Raw genomic sequence first — 17,151 nt, 5'->3', positions numbered from 1 at the left:
CGACCACATGCCTTCAGAGCCCTCCGGCGAAGCGCGCCGACTCTTCGCGCGGCTGCGTTTCCGCCACCTTCAGCTGCTGGTCGAACTGCAGCGCGGCGGCAGCCTGCGCGCCGCCGCCGCGGTGCTGAACCTCACGCAGCCAGCGTTGAGCAAGTCCCTCGGCGAAGTCGAGGCGAGCTTCGGCTTCGCGCTCTTCACGCGCAGCGCGCGCGGCCTGGCGACCACGCCGCGCGGCGAGATCGTGGTCCGCGGCGCTGCCATGCTGCTCCAGGAACTGGCGCACCTCGGCGCCGAGGCCTCGGCCGAGCCGGCCGTCACCCTGCTGCGCATCGGGGCGCCGCCTTTCGTCGCCCAGGGCTACCTGCCGGAGGTGTTCGCCCGCCTGGTCGGCGAGCAGGCCCGGGTCCGGGTGCAGTTGATGGAAGAGCGCGTCCCGCTGCTCGTGCAGGCGCTGCTGGAAGGGCGCCTCGATGCGCTGGTCACGAGCTATCCGACCGAGATGCCCGAAGCCGCGGGACAGCCGCTGCACTACGAGAGGCTGTTCGATGCCGACTTCACCGTGATCGCGCCGCCGGGCCATCCGCTCGGCCGGGCCCGCCGGGTCGACTGGCCGCGCCTGTGCCGCGAGCGCTGGATCATGCCGGCCCCGACCTCGATGGTGCGACGCATGATGGACGAGGTGTTCCGCAGCGCGGGCCTGATGGCGCCGGTGCCGGTGGTCGAGTCGACCAGCCCGGTGACCAACCTGCGCCTGGTCGCGGCCGGCCTCGGCCTCAGTGCGGTGCCGGCGTCGACCCTGGACAGCGCGGGGGCCAGCGGCGTGATGCGGGTGCGGGTGCATCCGCCGATCCCGGCCGGGCCGGTGGCGCTGATCCACCGCACGGGCACGGACAACCCGCGGCTGGGCCTGCTGCGGCAGGCCCTGGGACTGCCGGCCACCGTTTGACGTCGATCGGGGATGGGCGTACGGTTCTCGCCCTGCCCGATCGCGGGGCGCGAACGAAGGAGACACTGGACATGACCGATCTGTCGAACCATCCGACGCAGACCGCCAGCGCCTGGCTGGCCGATTTCCAGTCCGCGCTGGAGCGGCGCGACATCGACGCCGCGGTGGCCCTGTTCGAGGCCGACAGCTACTGGCGCGACCTGGTCGCCTTCACCTGGAACATCCGCACGCAAGAGGGCCCCGAGGCGATCCGCAAGATGCTCGAAGCCCGGCTGGCCGACACCCGGCCGACCGCCTTCGCGGTCGAGGGCGACGCCACCGAGTCCGACGGCGTGGTCGATGCCTGGTTCACCTTCGAGACCGCGGTGGCGCGCGGGCGCGGCCACCTGCGGCTGCGCAACGGCAAGGCCTGGACGCTGCTCACCACCATGACCGAGCTCAAGGGCTTCGAGGAGCACAAGGGGGAGCGCCGCGTCAAGGGCGCCGAGCACGGGGCGAACCCGCAGCGCAAGACCTGGCTCGAACGGCGCCAGCACGAGGCCGAGACGCTGGGCTTCGCCGAGCAGCCCTACGTCCTGATCGTCGGCGGCGGGCAGGGCGGAATCGCGCTCGGCGCGCGGCTGCGGCGGCTCGGCGTGCCGACCCTCATCGTCGAGAAGAACGCTCGCCCCGGCGACTCCTGGCGCAAGCGCTACAAGAGCCTGTGCCTGCACGATCCGGTCTGGTACGACCACCTGCCCTACCTGCCGTTCCCCGACGACTGGCCGGTGTTCGCGCCGAAGGACAAGATCGGCGACTGGCTCGAGATGTACACCAAGGTGATGGAGCTCAACTACTGGGGCTCGACCACCGCGAAGAAGGCCCGCTTCGACGAGGCGAAGAAGGAATGGGAAGTGGTCGTCGAGCGCGACGGCCGCGAGATCACGCTGCGGCCGAAGCAGCTGGTGTTCGCGCTCGGCGTCTCGGGCTATCCGAACCTGCCGAAGATTCCCGGCGCCGAGACCTTCGAGGGCGAGCAGCACCATTCGAGCGCGCATCCCGGGCCCGAGGCCTGGCGCGGCAAGAAGTGCGTGGTGCTGGGCTCCAACAATTCGGCCCACGACATCTGCGCCGCGCTGTGGGAGAACGGCGCCGACGTGACCATGATCCAGCGCAGTTCGACCCACATCGCGCCCTCCGATTCACTGATGGAGCTGGCGCTCGGCGGGCTCTATTCCGAGGCGGCGGTGAAGGCCGGCGTCACGACCGACAAGGCCGACCTGATCTTCGCCTCCATTCCCTACAGGATCATGGCGCCGATGCATGTGCCGGCGTATGACGAGATGAAGCGGCGCGACGCCGACCTGTATGCGCGGCTCGAGAAGGCCGGCTTCCTGCTCGACTTCGGCGTCGACGGCTCCGGCCTCTTCATGAAGTACCTGCGCCGCGGCTCGGGCTACTACATCGATGTCGGCGCCTCGGAACTGGTCGCCAACGGCAGCATCAAGTTGCGCAGCGGCGTGACCATCGAGCGCATCAGCCCGAAATCGGTGACCCTGAGCGACGGCAGCCAATTGCCGGCCGACCTGATCGTCTATGCCACGGGCTACGGCTCGATGAACGGCTGGCTGGCCGATCTGATCTCACCCGCGATGGCCGACAAGGTCGGCAAGGTCTGGGGCCTGGGATCCGACACACCGAAGGACCCCGGCCCCTGGGAGGGCGAGCTGCGCAACATGTGGAAGCCGACGCAGGTGCCGCAGCTGTGGATCCACGGCGGCAACCTGCACCAGTCGCGCCATTACTCGCAGTTCCTGGCGCTGCAGCTGAAGGCGCGGATGGAAGGCCTGCCGACGCCGGTGTATGAGACCGCGCCGGTGCATCACACCCGCTGAGCGCGACCGGGACGATCTCAGACCAGGTCGCCGCGCGCGCTCATCAAACGGACGCTCTCGTCGCCGATCACCTCCTGCTCCGGGGCCAGGAAGCGCATCCAGTAGCCGGCGATGTCGATGTTGTCGCCGTTGACCAGCGCCTGCATCTCGATGCGTTTGCCGTTCACGAAGGTGCCGTTGCGGCTGCCCAGGTCCCGCAGGATCACCAGCGGCCCCTCGGTGCTGAGCTTGGCGTGAAATCGGCTGACCCGCGGCGACGCCAACACCACGTGGTTGTGCTCGGCCCGGCCGATGGTCATGCCGGGCTCCGACACCGGCACCTGGGTTGTCTGGCCGGTGGGGGTCATCAAGATCAGCATCGCCATCCGTACACGCTCCATTCAAGAGCGTCCAAACTTAGCTTTAGGAGTACTAAAGTACAAGTTCTTTAGGGTTACATCCCGTATTCACAGGCCCTTCTCGACCATGTCGAGCAAGCGCTGGCCGAGCGACTCCACCTGCGGCGCCGGCAGGCCGCGCAGCGGGCCGTCGATGACCAGCAGGGCCAGCCCGTGCACCGCTGACCAGGCCAGGAACTCGGCCCCCGGCCGGCGCTCGGGCGGCATGGCGCCCGCCTGCACCAGCCGGTCGAGTGCGGCTGCGAGCAGTTCGAAGGGGTTGAGGCCGCTCGCGCCGCCCTTGGCATCCGGCGGCGCGTCCTCGACCTCGACAGGCGCCGCGAAGGCGGTCCTGAAGAGGCCGGTTTCGGCCCGGGCGAAGCGCAGGTAGCCGGTGCCCACTGCGCGCACGCTGGCCCGGGCGTACGCCGCCGCATCGGGCGTCGGGGCCAGGGCCGCCAATTCGGCCTCCATGGCCCGTGCCACCGCTGCCAGCGCCGCGGCCCGCACCGCCTGGAGCAGCGCCTGCCGGCTCGCGAAGTGCCGGTAGGCGGCGTTGGGAACCACCCCGGCGCGGCGCGTCGCCTCGCGCAGCACCACCGCTTCGGGGCCGCCGGCACGGGCCAGCTCGACGCCCGATTCGAGCAAGGCACGGCGCAGATCGCCGTGGCGGTAGGTGCTGCGCGCGGAAGAGCGGGAGGGGACTGTGGAGCTCATCGATTTTTCATGTGGACAGCGTCCATTATCTTTGCTATCGTCTTGTGGACGTTGTACACAAACATCCTCTTCCACTTCTCACCGAAAGGAAAGTCACGATGCAAGTCCAGTCCTATCTCTTCTTCGACGGCCGCTGCGAGGAGGCGCTCGAGTTCTACCGCAAGGCGGTCGGCGCCCAGGTCACGATGCTGATGCGCTTCAAGGAAAGCCCCGACCCGATCCCGGCCGACAAGGTGCCGCCGGGCTCCGACGACAAGGTGATGCACGCGAGTTTCAATATCGGCGAGACCATGCTCATGGCGTCCGATGGCTACGCCAAGGGCCAGCCCACCTTCAAGGGCTTCGCGCTGTCGCTGAACGCCGCCGACGAGGCCGAGGCCCGCCGGCTGTTCGGTGCCCTGAGCGAGGGCGGCCAGGTACAGATGCCGCTGGGCAAGACGTTCTGGTCACCGGCCTTCGGCATGGTGGAGGACCGCTTCGGCATCTCGTGGATGGTGCAGGTGCCCGCGCCGATGTGACAGGCGGCCGCGGCGCTTTGCCCGTAAATTCGATGGTTCATTCCAAAGGAGCCATCGTCCATGATCCATGTCGTCGCCGTCATCACCGCCAAGCCCGGCCAACGCGCGCTGATCCTAGAGGCCTATCGCGCCAACCGGCCCGCGGTGCTGGCCGAGAAGGGCTGCATCGAGTACACCGCGACCGTCGATGCGGCGGGCATGCCGGCCTCGCGCGGCAGCTTCGGCGCCGACACCTTCGTCGTCGTCGAGAAGTGGGAAACCCTTGCCGACCTGCAGGCCCACGCGGCAGCGCCACACATGGCCGCCTATGGCGCCAAGGTCAAGGACTGGACCGAGAGCCGGTTGATTCACGTGCTCGAACCGGTATGAGGTCCGGTCCCGACAGAAATTTCCATATTTTTGTCAATTGACAAGACTGTGCCAAAATCTGTCGGATGCGCACGCCGTCCGACCCCTGGCACTTCGCCCGCCCCGAGCTTGCCGGGGGCTACCTGCAAGCCTTCGACCTCGGCCTGGTGTCGGCCCGCGGGCTGTTCGCCCGGCGCCGCATGGGCAAGAGCGAATTCCTGAAGCATGACCTGCTGCCGGCCGCCGAAGCCGCCGGCTACCTGGCCGCCTACACCAACCTCTGGGACGACGCCGATCATCCGGGGCAGGCGATCGCCACGGCCATCCTGTCGGCCGCCAAGTCCAAGGGGCTCGCGCAATTCTGGGAAGACCTGTCGACGCCCATCCGGAAGATGAAGGCCGGCGGCAAGCTGCCCCTCGGCGTCGAGGGCTCGGTCGAGCTGGACCTCGCCGACAAGGAAAAACTCGCGGTTCCGGCCATCCAGGCGGCGCTGCAGGCGGCCGACAAGACCCGCAAGCGGCTGGTCCTGGTGATCGACGAGGCGCAAGTACTCGCCAGCCCGGAGCACCGACAGGTGGCGCACTCGCTGCGCGCGGGCCTGGACATTCGCAAGGCGAGCGTCAAGGTCCTGTTCGCAGGCTCGTCGGAGGCGGCGCTGCGCGAAATGTTCTCGCGGGCGTCGGCGCCGTTCTACAACTGGGCGCCGGTGGAGCCGTTCCCGCTGCTCGGCGATGCCTTCGTCTCGGCAACGGTGGCCCAGGTCAAGCGGCTGGCGAAGCAGCCGCTGGCGCTCGCCGATGCAAGGCAAGCGTTCCTGTCCTTGAAGGAAACGCCCGAGTTCTTCCGCTGGTATATCGAGCGCTACCTGCTCTACCAGGGCCAGGGCCCCGAACTGGCCTTGCAGCACACGCTGGCGCGCGTCCACGACGACAGCGGCCACGCGAAGGCCTGGAAGGCCATGAACCGGTCCGATCGCGCGGTCCTGCTGCTCGCCGCGCGCGGCGTGCAGGACCTCTATGGCGCCGCCGCGCTGACGCAGCTCCGCGAGTTGATGGGCAGCGGGGACGTCACGGCCACCGTGCCACGAAGCGCCCTGCGCCGCCTGACCGGCCCCAAGATGCAGGCGATGGCACGGGTCGACCACGGCCTCTACCGCTTCGAGGACCCCGAGTTCGAAGCCTGGGTGCGCAGCCGCAGGACGATCGACTGACGAGGCCCAAGAAAAACGCGCCCGAGGGCGCGTTCCTTCAGGGGCCGGCGCAGCCTTACCTGGCCATCACCCGGACCATCTCCAGGCACTTGTTCGAGTAGCCCCATTCGTTGTCATACCAGCTCACCAGCTTCACGAAGGTGCCGTCGAGCGCGATGCCGGCATCGGCGTCGAAGATCGAGGTTCGCGGATCGCCGCGGAAGTCGGTGGCGACGACCTTGTCCTCGGTGTAGCCGAGCACGCCCTTCATGGCGCCTTCGCTCTGGGCCTTCATCTCGGCGCAGATTTCCTGGTAGGTGGCGTCCTTGACCAGTTCGACCGTGAGGTCGACCACCGAGACGTCGGAGGTCGGCACGCGGAAGCTCATGCCCGTGAGCTTCTTGTTGAGCTCGGGAATGACAACGCCCACGGCCTTGGCCGCGCCGGTGCTCGACGGGATGATGTTCTCGAGGATGCCGCGGCCGCCGCGCCAGTCCTTGTTGCTCGGGCCGTCGACCGTCTTCTGGGTCGCGGTGGCGGCGTGCACGGTGGTCATCAGGCCGCGCTTGATGCCCCACTTGTCGTTCAGCACCTTGGCCAGCGGCGCCAGGCAGTTGGTGGTGCAGCTGGCGTTGCTGATGATCGCTTCGCCGGCGTACTTCTTGTCGTTGACGCCGTAGACGAACATCGGCGTGTCGTCCTTGCTGGGGGCCGACAGCAGCACCTTCTTCGCGCCCGCGTCGATGTGCTTCTGGGCCGTGTCCTTGGTCAGGAAAAGGCCGGTCGATTCGAGCACGATGTCGGCGCCGACATCGCTCCAGTTGAGCTTGGACGGGTCGCGTTCCTGCGTCAGGCGGATCTTCTTGCCGTTGACCACGAGCGTGTTGCCCTCGACCGTGACTTCGCCCTGGAAGCGGCCATGCACCGAGTCGTACTGGAGCATGTAGGCCAGGTAGTCGGGCTCGAGCAGGTCGTTGATCGCGACCACTTCGATGTCGTGCTTGAAGTTCTGCACCGCCGCGCGAAGCACGTTGCGCCCGATCCGACCGAAACCGTTGATGCCGAGTTTGATAGTCATGTCTTTCTGCTCCTGGAGGTTGAAAACTGGGGCGACCGATGTCAGCGCGCGAGCGCCGCTTCGACCGTGGCAGCGACGTTCTCTGCCGTGAAACCGAAATGCTTGAACAGCACGCCGGCAGGTGCCGACTCGCCGTAGGTATCGATGCCGACGACCGCCGCGACGCCGTACTTCCACCAGCCGTCGGTGCAGCCCATCTCGACGGCGATGCGCGGCGTGCCCTTGGGCAGCACGCTCTTCTTGTAGGCCAGGTCCTGGCGGTCGAAGGTGGTGGTGGAGGGCATCGAGACGACGCGCACGCCGATCTTCTTCGCCGCCAACAGCTCCTGGGCGCGCAGCGCCAACTGCACCTCGGAGCCGGTGGCGATGATGACCGCCTTGAGCTTCTTGTTCTTGAGGCCCACGTCTTCGGGCTCGGACAGCACGTAGGCGCCCTTGCTGATGTCGCTCAGGTCCTTCTTGGGCGAATAGGGCAGGTTCTGGCGCGACAGCAGCAGCGCCGTCGGGCGCTCGGCGTTCTGCAGCGCGACGGCCCAGGCCACGGCTGTTTCGGCGGTGTCGCCCGGGCGCCAGACATCGAGGTTGGGGATCAGCCGCAGCGAGGCCGCGTGCTCGATCGACTGATGGGTCGGACCGTCTTCCCCGAGACCGATCGAATCGTGCGTGAAGACATGGATCACGCGCTGCTTCATCAGCGCCGCCATGCGGATCGCGTTGCGGCTGTAGTCGCTGAAGGTCAGGAAGGTGCCGCCGTAGGGAATGAAGCCGCCATGCAGGGCGACGCCGTTCATGATGGCCGCCATGCCGAACTCGCGCACGCCGTAGTTGATGTGGCGTCCGATCGAGCCGTCGGGGATCTGCTCGTTGCCTTCGCTGCGGACCACGGCGCCATGGCTGTCGAAGCGCAGGCTCGGCGTGCTCTTGGTGTTGGTGAGGTTCGAGCCGGTCAGGTCGGCGCTGCCGCCCAGCAGCTCGGGCAGCGCGGCCGTGAAGGATTCGAGCGCCAGCTGCGAGGCCTTGCGAGAAGCCACGGTCTCGGCCTTGGTGTGGGCCGCCACCACGGTGTCGAAGGCCGTCTGGTGGAAGTTCTTCGGCAGCTCGCCCTTCATGCGACGGGTGAACTCGGCGGCCAGGTCGGGGAAGACGGCGGTGTAGGCCGCGAACTTCTCGTTCCACTCGGCTTCATTCTTGGCGCCGGCGGCCTTGGCATCCCATTCCTCGTAGACCGCGGCCGGCAGCTCGAAGGGCGCGTGCGTCCAGTGCAGCGCGCTGCGGGTCAGGCCGATCTCGTCGGCGCCCAGCGGCTCGCCGTGCGCCTTGGCGGTGTTGGCGCGGTTCGGGCTGCCCTTGCCGATCTGGGTCTTGCAGATGATCAGCGTCGGCCGGTCGGCGTTCTTCTTCGCCTTCTCGATGGCCTTCGACACGTCCTTGGCATCGTGGCCGTCGATCGGCCCGATCACCTGCCAGCCATAGGCCTTGAAGCGCTCTTCGGTGTTGTCGATGAACCAGGGCTTGACCTGGCCGTCGATCGAAATGCCGTTGTCGTCGTAGAGCGCGATCAGCTTGCCCAGCTTCCAGGCGCCGGCCAGTGCGGCGGCCTCGTGGCTGATGCCTTCCATGAGGCAGCCGTCGCCGAGGAAGGCGTAGGTGTGGTGGTCGACGATCTCGTGGCCCTTGCGGTTGAACTCGGCCGCGAGCAGCTTCTCGGCCAGCGCGAAGCCGACCGCGTTGGTGAGGCCCTGGCCCAGCGGCCCGGTGGTGGTCTCGACGCCCGGCGTGATGCCGGTCTCGGGATGGCCGGCGGTCTTGCTGTGCAGCTGGCGGAAACGCTTGAGCTCCTCGATGGGAAGCGCATAGCCGGTGAGATGCAGCACCGAGTAGATCAGCATCGAGGCGTGACCGTTCGACAGCACGAAGCGGTCGCGGTCGAACCACTGCGGGTTGACCGGGTTGTGCCTCAGATGATCGCCCCACAGCGCAACCGCCATGTCGGCCATGCCCATCGGTGCACCGGGATGCCCCGAGTTGGCGAGTTGAACGGCATCCATTGCCAACGCGCGGATCGCGTTGGCCATCAAGGCTTGGTTGGCCATCTGTGGCTTTCTGGGGGGCAGGTTAGGGGGAACCCGGTATTTTAACGGGCGGGGTGGGGCGGGCCCGGAATGGGCTGGAACAGGCCGGCGCCGGGCCGCCCCAAGGCGGCCTGCGGCCCCCTTGGGGGGCAGCGACCCACACGCAGTGGAGGAGCGTGGGGGCCACATTCAGCTAGAGTGCCGGTCCATGCAGGGTCTTCACCTCACCGCCGACCTCCTCGATTGCCGCTGCGATCCGCGCTGGCTGGTGGATGCCGACACCCTCGGCGCGGCCTGCGTCGCGCGCGCGGAAGCCGCCGGCCTGCAAGTCGTCGGGCGGCTGTTCCATGCCTTCCCCTCGACGCCGCAAGGCGTCGGCGGCGTGACGGCCGCTGTGCTGCTGGCCGAGTCGCACCTGTGCGTCCATACCTGGCCGGAGCAGCGCGGCGTGACGATCGATGTCTATGTCTGCAATTTCGGCGCCGATCACTCGGCCAAGGCCCAGGGGCTGATGGCGGCGCTCGAAGCGCTGTTCCTGCCCGGGCGCGCCGAGCGGCACAGCCTGTTGCGCGGGCAGATCGGCGCGGTCGCTGCATGAGTCCCGTCAAGGCGATGATCCTGGCCGCCGGGCGCGGCGAGCGCATGCGGCCGCTGACCGACCAGGCGCCCAAGCCGCTGCTCGAGGTGCAGGGCCGGCCGCTGATGCAGTGGCCGCTCGAAGCGCTCGCCGCCGGTGGCTTCGGCGACGTGGTCGTCAACACAGCCTGGCTGGGCGAGCAGATCGAAGCACGTTTCGGTTCCCGGCACGGCGGCTCGACGCTGCGCTACTCGCACGAAGGGCGCGACTTCGGCGGTGCGCTCGAGACCGCGGGCGGCATCGTGCGGGCGCTGCCGATGCTCGGCGATGTCTTCTGGGTGGTGGCCGGCGACGTGTTCGCCCCGGACTTCGCCTTCACCCGACAGGCGGTCGAGCGCTTTGCGGCCAGCGGCCGGCTCGCGCACCTGTGGCTGGTCGCGAATCCGCTGCACAACCCCAAAGGGGATTTCGGCATCGGCGCCGACGGCAGCGCCTTGTCGGATGCGGCGCAGAAACACACCTTCTCGACCATCGCGCTGTACCGGAGCGGCCTGTTCGCGCCGCCGTTCTGCGCGATACCGCCGGGCAACCCCGGCGGCGCGAAAGCGGCATTGGCGCCGCTGTTGCGGGCCGGCATGGCGGCGGGCGCCATCAGCGCCGAACTCTATGACGGGCCCTGGACCGATGTCGGCACACCGGAGCGGCTCGCCGCGCTGAACAAGGAAAAACGGCCCGCTTGAAGCGGGCCGTGCGTGGCGTTGGCCGATTGGCAGGCTGTGCCGATCAAGGCACGTTGGCCGTCTTGAGCTGGAACGGCTTGCCCGGGTAGGGCATGGCACCGGCGTACTCGATCGCCACGTTGCCGGTCGGCGTCACCGGGCAGCTGGTGGTGGTCGCGCAGGCCTTGCCGTCGGCGAAGACGACCGGGCCGTAGCGGTAGTTGCGCAGTGCCTTGCCGGCGTAGTCGGCCACGCTCACCACGTAGCCCATGGTGGCGAAGTTGTCCGCGTCCTCGACCGCGATCGGGTCGGCCAGGCGCGAGTCCTGCAAGGTGCGCACGATGCTGCCGCTGTTGCCGTTGCTCGCGAAGCGCACCCACGAAACCTTGCGGTCGGTGCGCGAATTCACCAGCACCTGCGTCTGCGTGTTGCCGCTCGGCTCGCCCTTGGAGCTGGCGATCGAGGTCGGATTGCGGCCGATGCCCGTGACCGTGCCCACCTCCGTCAGGGCGTTCGCCGCCGGTGCCGGAGGCGAAGCGCCGTTGGCGTAGCCGTCCAGGGCGTAGATGTGCAGCGTGCCGTCCTGCGTCGCGACCCAGGCCCGGCTCGCGCCATCGTACACGCTGGTCTTCACCGCGGTGGGGCGCTGCGCCAGCGACACCGTCTTCACCACCGTCGGCACCTGCGAAGGCTGCTGCGTGAAGGTGTAGGGCCACTGGTTGTCGGCCTGCCCCAGGCTCGCCATCCGTGAATTGAAGGTCGCCTGGTCGCCGCCGAAATAGACGCTGTTGACGTAGGTGAACAGCGGTTTCAGGTCGATGAAAGCCACCTTCTGCTCCGACTTGGAGATCACCACCGCCACCCCGCCCTTGGCATAGCGGCCGTAGTTGGCACCGCCGGGCAGGAAGCTCTGCCGATTGCTCTGGCTGGTCAGCGGCGTCTGCCAGGCGATCCCGCGGCCGTTGATGTCCAGCGTGAGCCATTGGTTCAGCCCGGTCGTGACCGCGATCTCGGTCGGCGCCGTCATCCCCGGCAGGTCGACGTAGCCCAGGATCTTCATGAAGGCGATGTTGCCCACGTTGAACAGGCCCGGGTAGGCGGCGCCCCACTCGTACCAGTAGTTGACGGTGCTCGAGGGCGAGTACGGATCGCAGCCAGGGCACAGGCCGGCCAGCGCGACCACCGCGACCTGGCCCTTGAGGGCGGTCGTGTCCCACACCGTCACCAGCGCGAATTCGCTGTCGTTGGTCATGGCGATGCCGGTCGGCACCTTGTTCGCAGGCAGTTTGACGGTCGTCGGGGTGCTCGCGGTGTTCGAGCCGGCGGTGCCGATCACGCCGTTCTGGTAAGCCACCAGGCTCTGGTTGCAGAAGCCGGTCTGGCCGCTGCAGCGGCCCATCGCCACGGGATCGCCGGTGACGACGCCGGCCCTCTTGTAGCTCGCGGCAGTGAAGCTGTCCATGAGGCCGGCGGCCGTCCCGCCCACGGTCCAGCTGAGCTGGGGCGTCTGGGCGAAGGTGTTGTACTGGTAGCCGGTTATCTGCAGATCGGTGACGCCCATGCGCTGCGACGGATCGTCGGCGACATAGGTGAGGTTGGCCGCGCTGGTGGAATAGAGGCCGGCGTCGGCCGTCGGCGCACCACCGATCTGCCAGGTGCCGGCCAGGGTGCCGCGGCCCGGGATGTCGAGGGGATTGGCCGGATCGTGCGCGAAAAGCGTCGGAACGCCAGTGTTGTCGACCGCCGCGTCCGCAGAACCGTAGCGGTAGGCGATGCCGGCGTCCTTGCTCAGCTTTGCCGCCATGTCACGGTAAGCGGCGGCGGAAATTGCCTGAGAGTTGTCGACGATGTCGTTGGCCAGGGCAGGGCCCGTCGCCAAGGGGCTGCCGCTGCCGGTGGTCGTGGTGGCCGCCGCTGCCGTGGCCGGCGTCGATGTGCCAGCGCTGCCAGCGCTGGCAGCGCCCAAAGCGGCGATGCTCCCGCCCCCACCGCCGCCACCGCCTCCGCCACACCCCACAAGCGCGGTTGCAGCTACTGCGAGCAAAATCGCGCTGTTGTGTAGAACTTTCAAGAAAAACACCTCCAAAATGACAAGTTGGTGGTTTGTACGTGGGAGTGGTCCTACAGGGCAACCCTTCTTGCATTTCTTTTCTTGATGTTTTTCAGCCTCTTCCTACAGCCGTTACATCAGTAGCGCATGGTGACCTTATGACCGCGAATTATCAAGTCCAGCGTCGATTACTACTTTCTTCTAATATAGGAAAGGACGGGATCGCCATCATCCCGACGGCGCCCGAACGGCAGCGCAACCGGGACAGCGACTTCCTGTACCGGCACGACAGCTATTTCTATTACCTGACCGGCTTCACCGAGCCCAATGCCTGGCTGGTGATCGCAGGCGACGGGCGCTCGACCCTGTTCTGCGCCCCGAAGGACCTGGAGCGCGAAATCTGGGACGGATACCGGCTCGGCCCTGAAGCGGCACCGGCGGCGCTGGGGGTGGACGAGGCCTATTCGATCGAGGAGCTCGACGCCCGGCTGCCGCGCCTGCTCGAGAACAAGAGCGTCGTCTGGTATCCGTTCGCGACCCACAAGGGCCTAGAAACGCGGGTCGACGGGTGGCTGTCGTCGGTGCGAGCCCGGGTACGCTACGGCGCGCTCTGTCCCGAAGAGCAGCGAGACCTCTGCGGTCCGCTGGACGAGATGCGGCTCGTCAAGGACGCGACCGAGCAGGACACCATGCGCCGCGCCGCCCAGATCAGCGCCCGGGCCCATGTCCGCGCCATGCAGCTGTCGGCGCGCATGCTGCGCGAGGGCCGGGAAGTGCGCGAATACCACCTCGACGCCGAGTTGCTGCACGAGTTCCGTCTCGGCGGCTCGCAGTATCCAGCCTACGGCTCGATCGTCGCCGCCGGCGCCAACGCCTGCGTGCTGCACTACCGCGCCGATGCGGCGCCGGTGCGCGACGGCGAACTGGTGCTCATCGACGCCGGCTGCGAACTGGACGGCTACGCCAGCGACATCACCCGCACCTTCCCGGCCAACGGCCGCTTCACCGGCCCGCAGCGCGCTCTGTACGACCTGGTGCTAGCCAGCCAGGACGCCGCCGTGGCGGCGACCCGGGCCGGCCAGCGCTTCACCGACCCGCACGAGGCCACCGTACGGGTGCTGTCGCAGGGCATGCTGGACCTCGGGCTGCTCGACGCCGACAAGGTGGGCGGGGTCGACGACGTGATCGAGAAGCGGGCCTACTTCGCCTACTACATGCACCGCACCGGCCACTGGCTGGGCATGGACGTGCACGACTGCGGCAGCTACATCGAGCCGACCCAGGTCGGCGAAGTGAGCGAGCGCCGGGACCCGCTGTCCAACGAACTGATCCAGAACCGGCCCAGCCGCATCCTGCATCCGGGCATGGTGCTGACCATCGAGCCCGGCATCTACGTGCGGGCGGCGGAGGGCGTGCCGGAACAGTTCCACAACATCGGCATCCGCATCGAGGACGACGCCATCGTCACCGAGACCGGCTGCGAACTGATTTCGCGCGGCGTGCCGGTCAAGGCCGACGAGATCGAGGCGCTGATGCGCGGCTGATGCGCGGCTTGACGGGCCCCCGGGGCCCGTCAAGCCGCCGCGAGGTGGCCGCGCGTGAAAGCCTCCTCGAAGATCGAGTAGCCCGACCAGTCGGCGTGGGCGAAGGCCAGCCGGCCGGCCTGCACGCGCGCCGGTGCGCCCATGCGCGCCAGCCAGCCGGTCGCCGGGATCGCCATCGCGTGGCCATGGCGCGTGATGTCGATCCGGGTCGCCAGTGCGGCGATGTCCGGATGCGGCAGCGACAGCTCGGCCAGCAGCGCGTCGCGCCAGGTGCTCCAGGGTCGCTCCAGCAGCTGGCGCCGGGCGTCGGGCCCATCCCAGCGGCTCGGGCCGAGCGGCCGGTACCAGGTCAGCACCGTGGCCCGCGGCGTCGGGTCGAGCGCCTGGTGCCGCGCATCGACATAGCCGAGCCCTGCGCCGCCGTGAACCACGTTGTCCCACGAGGGCGCGGCGCCCGGCCGATCGGCGAGCGCTGCGCGCAAATGCACGTTGGCCACCAGCCAGGGCGCGTAGCGCAAGGTGGCCGCCGCCTGCCGCAAGCGCTCGGGCGCGGTTTCCACCACCCGGGCGGCGATGAACGCCGGCAGCGCCACGATGCAGCGCTCGGCCTGCCAGCGCACCCGCGACCCGCTGGCGACATCGACCGCATCGACTTCGACCCCATGGCGCGTCTCGGCGATGCGGGTCACGACCTGGCCGATCCGCAGCCGGTCGCCGAGCGGCTGCGCGAGCCGCCGGGCCAGCCAGGCGTTGCCTTCGGGCCAGGTCAGCACCGCCTCGCGCTCGCCGTCGTCATCGCCGGGCGCATGGAAGCCGTGCCGGCTGGCGAAATAGTGGATGCCGGCCCAGGCCGACACGTGGGCCAGGCCGGCGCCATAGTCGTCGCGGCAGCAGTAGTCGAGGTACCAGCGCAGATGCGCGTCGGTGAAGCCTTCGCGCGCCAGCCAGGTCTCGAAGGGCAGCGCGTCCAGCGCCAGCAGCGCGGGCGCAAGTTCGGCGCGCAAGGTGGGGATCGAAAACCGCGCCTCGCGCCGCAGCGCGTCCACGCGGGCCGAGAAGCGACGGTAGGCATCCAGCGTGCCGGCGCCCACGCCCTGCATCGGCAGCAAGCCGTCCTGCCAGCTGCCTTGAAAGAACAGGCGCTCCTGCGGGCTGTGGCAGAGATGCCGCTCGTCGTAGGTCCAGCGGCCGGCCACGCGCCGGCGCAGGCCGAGCTCCTCGAGCAGGTCCTGCACTTCGGGGGCCTGGTCGCCAGGCAACGGCAGATAGTGCGCACCGAGCGGGCAGGCGATGCCCTGCAGTTCGCCGGCGCGGCTGTTGCCGCCGGCCGTGTCCTCGAGTTCGAGCAGCGCGAACTCCTCGATCCCGGACAGGCGCAGCGCCCGCGCCGCCGCCAGTCCCGCCACGCCGCCGCCCGTGATCACGACCCGGGTTCGCCGGGTGACATCGGGTGCAGCCTTCGCACCCAGCGCGCCGTCGCGCAGGGCGTGGCCGCGCCCGACGTCGATGCCCGTGAACCCGCCCTCGATGGCGGGCGCCCGCTCGCAGCCGGCGAGTGTCGCCGCCGCGGCAGCCGCGCCCAGGAACGCGCGCCGCCTCATCGCGTGCCCCACTCGTGCTCGTAGGTGGTCACCAGGATCTGGTTGGAGAGCCGGTTCACCTCGGTCGGGACCCGCGCCATGTCGCGCGGAAAGTCGAACAGCAGGGGCAGGGTCGCCACCGACAGGAAGCGCAGCCCCTCGGGCAATGCGTCGGGCATCCGGAACGGCCGCCGGCTGGCGACGATGTAGCCCCATTCGCCGAAGCTCGGCACGTGCGCGTGGTACGGCGTCGCGGTCAGGCCGACCGACTCGATGGTGGTCGCCACGGTCCAGAAGCTCTTGCGCGCCACCAGCGGCGAGGTGGTCTGGACGACCGCATAGCCGCTCGCAGCCAGCCGCTGGTCGAGCAGCGCATAGAACGAGCTGGTGTAGAGCTTGCCGATCGCGAAGTTGGTCGGATCGGGAAAGTCGACCACGATGACATCGAAGACCTCGCCGGCCTGCTGCAGCCACTGGAAGGCATCGGTGTTGACGATCTTCAGCTTCGGCGACGCCAGCGAATGGCCGTTGAGCGCCGCCAGCGTCTCGTGATCGCGAAACAGCCGGGTCATGTTCGGATCGAGTTCCACCAAGGTCACGCTCTCGACCGAGGGGTACTTGAGGATCTCGCGCACCGCCATGCCGTCGCCGCCGCCCAGCACCGCCACCTTGCGCGGCGCGCCGTGCGCCGCCATCACCGGATGCACCAGCGCCTCGTGATAGCGGTACTCGTCGCGCTCGGCGAACTGCAGGTTGCCGTTCAGGAACAGCCGATGCCCGGCGGCCCCGCGGGTGACCACGATGCGCTGGTAGGGCGAACTCTCGCTGAAGACGATGCGGTCCTGGTAGAACTTGTCCTCCGCCAGCGTCGTGATGCGGTCCGCGAAGGCGAATGCCACCGCCAGTGCTGAGAGCGCCAGCGTGCAGGCCAGCGCATGGGCGCCGACGCGGCGCAGCTCGTGCCGGAACAGCCAGAGCGCCCAGACCGCCACCGCCGCATTCATGAATCCGAACAGCAGCCCGGTGCGGATCATGCCGAGTTGCGGCACCAGCAGCAGCGGGAAGGCGATCGACACCGCCAGCGCGCCCAGGTAGTCGAAGGTCAGGACCTGCGACACCAGGTCCTTGAGCGCCACATTGCGCCGCAGGATCCGCATCACCAGCGGGATCTCGAGCCCGACCAGCGTGCCGACCACCAGCACCAAGCCGTAGAGCAGCAGCCGGAAGGCGCCCGGCACGTAGGCGTTGGCGATGAACAGCAGCGCCGGCAGCGCACCGCCGACCAGCGCCACCATGAGCTCTATCCGCAGGAAGTGCGCCGGCAACTGGCGCTCGAAGTAGCGCGACAGCCAGGAGCCGACGCCCATCGCGAACAGATAGGTGCCGATGATGGTGCTGAACTGAAGCACCGAATCGCCGAGCAGGTACGAACTCAAAGCCGCGGCACTGAGTTCATACACCAGCCCGCAGGCCGCGACCACGAAGACGCTGGCGAGCAGCGCGATCTCGACCGGCCGCGGTCCTGCCCGCTCGACGGGCAGCGCCGACAAGGCCGCCTCCC

The 17,151-nt window shown here is 68.6% G+C and carries 15 protein-coding genes; 8 read left to right on the top strand and 7 right to left on the bottom strand.

The features are described from left to right. The first annotated feature begins 7 nt into the window (after positions 1–7). Both QTI17_RS11755 and QTI17_RS11750 read left to right on the top strand, forming a co-directional pair. Positions 8–946: a LysR family transcriptional regulator gene (locus tag QTI17_RS11755; protein WP_286533282.1), complete on the top strand. Its 939-nt coding sequence runs from the start codon at positions 8–10 to the stop codon at positions 944–946. A gap of 71 nt (positions 947–1,017) precedes the next feature. Beyond that, the gene (locus QTI17_RS11750) at positions 1,018–2,820 is read left to right on the top strand and encodes an NAD(P)/FAD-dependent oxidoreductase (protein ID WP_286533281.1); all 1,803 of its coding nucleotides are present in this window, start codon (positions 1,018–1,020) and stop codon (positions 2,818–2,820) included. A gap of 17 nt (positions 2,821–2,837) precedes the next feature. Here the strand turns inward: QTI17_RS11750 and QTI17_RS11745 are convergent, their stop codons facing one another. Together QTI17_RS11745 and QTI17_RS11740 are read right to left on the bottom strand one after the other, a co-directional pair. Next, the gene (locus QTI17_RS11745; protein ID WP_286533280.1) at positions 2,838–3,185 is read right to left on the bottom strand and encodes an FHA domain-containing protein; all 348 of its coding nucleotides are present in this window, start codon (positions 3,183–3,185) and stop codon (positions 2,838–2,840) included. Positions 3,186–3,266: 81 nt separating this feature from the next. Then, on the bottom strand, positions 3,267–3,914 hold the full coding sequence (locus QTI17_RS11740) for a TetR/AcrR family transcriptional regulator (protein WP_286533279.1): 648 nt from the start codon (positions 3,912–3,914) through the stop codon (positions 3,267–3,269). A gap of 98 nt (positions 3,915–4,012) precedes the next feature. Here QTI17_RS11740 and QTI17_RS11735 point away from each other — a divergent pair, with 98 nt between their 5' ends. From QTI17_RS11735 to QTI17_RS11725, 3 genes are all read left to right on the top strand, one after another. Further along, on the top strand, positions 4,013–4,432 hold the full coding sequence (locus tag QTI17_RS11735; protein ID WP_286533278.1) for a VOC family protein: 420 nt from the start codon (positions 4,013–4,015) through the stop codon (positions 4,430–4,432). Between the two features lie 60 nt (positions 4,433–4,492). Continuing rightward, positions 4,493–4,801 (top strand): putative quinol monooxygenase, encoded by a 309-nt coding sequence (locus QTI17_RS11730; RefSeq protein ID WP_286533277.1) that lies wholly within the window; start codon positions 4,493–4,495, stop codon positions 4,799–4,801. Positions 4,802–4,866: 65 nt separating this feature from the next. Continuing rightward, positions 4,867–5,991 (top strand): ATP-binding protein, encoded by a 1,125-nt coding sequence (locus tag QTI17_RS11725; protein ID WP_286533276.1) that lies wholly within the window; start codon positions 4,867–4,869, stop codon positions 5,989–5,991. Positions 5,992–6,046: 55 nt separating this feature from the next. Here QTI17_RS11725 and gap read toward each other — a convergent pair whose 3' ends face one another. After that, the gene (gap, locus tag QTI17_RS11720; protein WP_286533275.1) at positions 6,047–7,048 is read right to left on the bottom strand and encodes a type I glyceraldehyde-3-phosphate dehydrogenase; all 1,002 of its coding nucleotides are present in this window, start codon (positions 7,046–7,048) and stop codon (positions 6,047–6,049) included. A gap of 41 nt (positions 7,049–7,089) precedes the next feature. Continuing rightward, positions 7,090–9,141 (bottom strand): transketolase, encoded by a 2,052-nt coding sequence (tkt, locus tag QTI17_RS11715; RefSeq protein ID WP_286533273.1) that lies wholly within the window; start codon positions 9,139–9,141, stop codon positions 7,090–7,092. 187 nt (positions 9,142–9,328) lie between these two features. Here tkt and QTI17_RS11710 point away from each other — a divergent pair, with 187 nt between their 5' ends. Both QTI17_RS11710 and QTI17_RS11705 read left to right on the top strand, forming a co-directional pair. Further along, positions 9,329–9,718, top strand: a complete 390-nt coding sequence (locus QTI17_RS11710; protein WP_286533271.1) for an S-adenosylmethionine decarboxylase family protein — start codon at positions 9,329–9,331, stop codon at positions 9,716–9,718. Positions 9,719–9,732: 14 nt separating this feature from the next. Beyond that, the gene (locus QTI17_RS11705; protein ID WP_286533813.1) at positions 9,733–10,437 is read left to right on the top strand and encodes a nucleotidyltransferase family protein; all 705 of its coding nucleotides are present in this window, start codon (positions 9,733–9,735) and stop codon (positions 10,435–10,437) included. A gap of 43 nt (positions 10,438–10,480) precedes the next feature. Here QTI17_RS11705 and QTI17_RS11700 read toward each other — a convergent pair whose 3' ends face one another. Continuing rightward, on the bottom strand, positions 10,481–12,220 hold the full coding sequence (locus QTI17_RS11700; protein WP_286533269.1) for a hypothetical protein: 1,740 nt from the start codon (positions 12,218–12,220) through the stop codon (positions 10,481–10,483). 404 nt (positions 12,221–12,624) lie between these two features. On the opposite strand from QTI17_RS11700, the gene QTI17_RS11695 reads away from it, so the two are divergent. After that, complete coding sequence (locus QTI17_RS11695) at positions 12,625–14,010, top strand: aminopeptidase P N-terminal domain-containing protein (protein ID WP_286533267.1); 1,386 nt, start codon at positions 12,625–12,627, stop codon at positions 14,008–14,010. Between the two features lie 29 nt (positions 14,011–14,039). On the opposite strand, the gene QTI17_RS11690 is transcribed toward QTI17_RS11695, so the two are convergent. Together QTI17_RS11690 and QTI17_RS11685 are read right to left on the bottom strand one after the other, a co-directional pair. Next, positions 14,040–15,611, bottom strand: coding sequence for an NAD(P)-binding protein (locus tag QTI17_RS11690; protein ID WP_286533265.1), 1,572 nt, complete (start codon positions 15,609–15,611; stop codon positions 14,040–14,042). Further along, positions 15,608–17,140 carry a polyamine aminopropyltransferase gene (locus tag QTI17_RS11685; protein WP_286533263.1) on the bottom strand — a complete coding sequence of 511 codons (1,533 nt, stop codon included), beginning with the start codon at positions 17,138–17,140 and terminating at the stop codon, positions 15,608–15,610. Before QTI17_RS11685 ends, QTI17_RS11690 begins: the two co-directional genes overlap by 4 nt. Positions 17,141–17,151 lie beyond the last annotated feature (11 nt).

The organism is Variovorax sp. J31P179 (assembly GCF_030316985.1).
GTDB lineage: Bacteria > Pseudomonadota > Gammaproteobacteria > Burkholderiales > Burkholderiaceae_C > Variovorax > Variovorax ginsengisoli_B.
Note: the sequence above shows the minus strand (reverse complement) of the source record. Positions and strands in the feature narration are given on the sequence as shown.

What these genes read in the sequence shown, in the direction of transcription:
- QTI17_RS11750 (WP_286533281.1), top strand. Translation starts at nt 1,018, where the DNA reads ATGACCGATCTGTCGAACCATCCGACGCAGACCGCCAGCGCCTGGCTG.
- QTI17_RS11700 (WP_286533269.1), bottom strand. Translation starts at nt 12,220, where the DNA reads ATGGCGGCAAAGCTGAGCAAGGACGCCGGCATCGCCTACCGCTACGGT.
- QTI17_RS11755 (WP_286533282.1), top strand. Translation starts at nt 8, where the DNA reads ATGCCTTCAGAGCCCTCCGGCGAAGCGCGCCGACTCTTCGCGCGGCTG.
- QTI17_RS11710 (WP_286533271.1), top strand. Translation starts at nt 9,329, where the DNA reads ATGCAGGGTCTTCACCTCACCGCCGACCTCCTCGATTGCCGCTGCGAT.
- gap (WP_286533275.1), bottom strand. Translation starts at nt 7,048, where the DNA reads ATGACTATCAAACTCGGCATCAACGGTTTCGGTCGGATCGGGCGCAAC.
- QTI17_RS11745 (WP_286533280.1), bottom strand. Translation starts at nt 3,185, where the DNA reads ATGGCGATGCTGATCTTGATGACCCCCACCGGCCAGACAACCCAGGTG.
- QTI17_RS11725 (WP_286533276.1), top strand. Translation starts at nt 4,867, where the DNA reads ATGCGCACGCCGTCCGACCCCTGGCACTTCGCCCGCCCCGAGCTTGCC.
- tkt (WP_286533273.1), bottom strand. Translation starts at nt 9,141, where the DNA reads ATGGCCAACCAAGCCTTGATGGCCAACGCGATCCGCGCGTTGGCAATG.
- QTI17_RS11690 (WP_286533265.1), bottom strand. Translation starts at nt 15,611, where the DNA reads ATGAGGCGGCGCGCGTTCCTGGGCGCGGCTGCCGCGGCGGCGACACTC.
- QTI17_RS11730 (WP_286533277.1), top strand. Translation starts at nt 4,493, where the DNA reads ATGATCCATGTCGTCGCCGTCATCACCGCCAAGCCCGGCCAACGCGCG.
- QTI17_RS11695 (WP_286533267.1), top strand. Translation starts at nt 12,625, where the DNA reads ATGACCGCGAATTATCAAGTCCAGCGTCGATTACTACTTTCTTCTAAT.
- QTI17_RS11740 (WP_286533279.1), bottom strand. Translation starts at nt 3,914, where the DNA reads ATGAGCTCCACAGTCCCCTCCCGCTCTTCCGCGCGCAGCACCTACCGC.
- QTI17_RS11735 (WP_286533278.1), top strand. Translation starts at nt 4,013, where the DNA reads ATGCAAGTCCAGTCCTATCTCTTCTTCGACGGCCGCTGCGAGGAGGCG.
- QTI17_RS11705 (WP_286533813.1), top strand. Translation starts at nt 9,733, where the DNA reads ATGATCCTGGCCGCCGGGCGCGGCGAGCGCATGCGGCCGCTGACCGAC.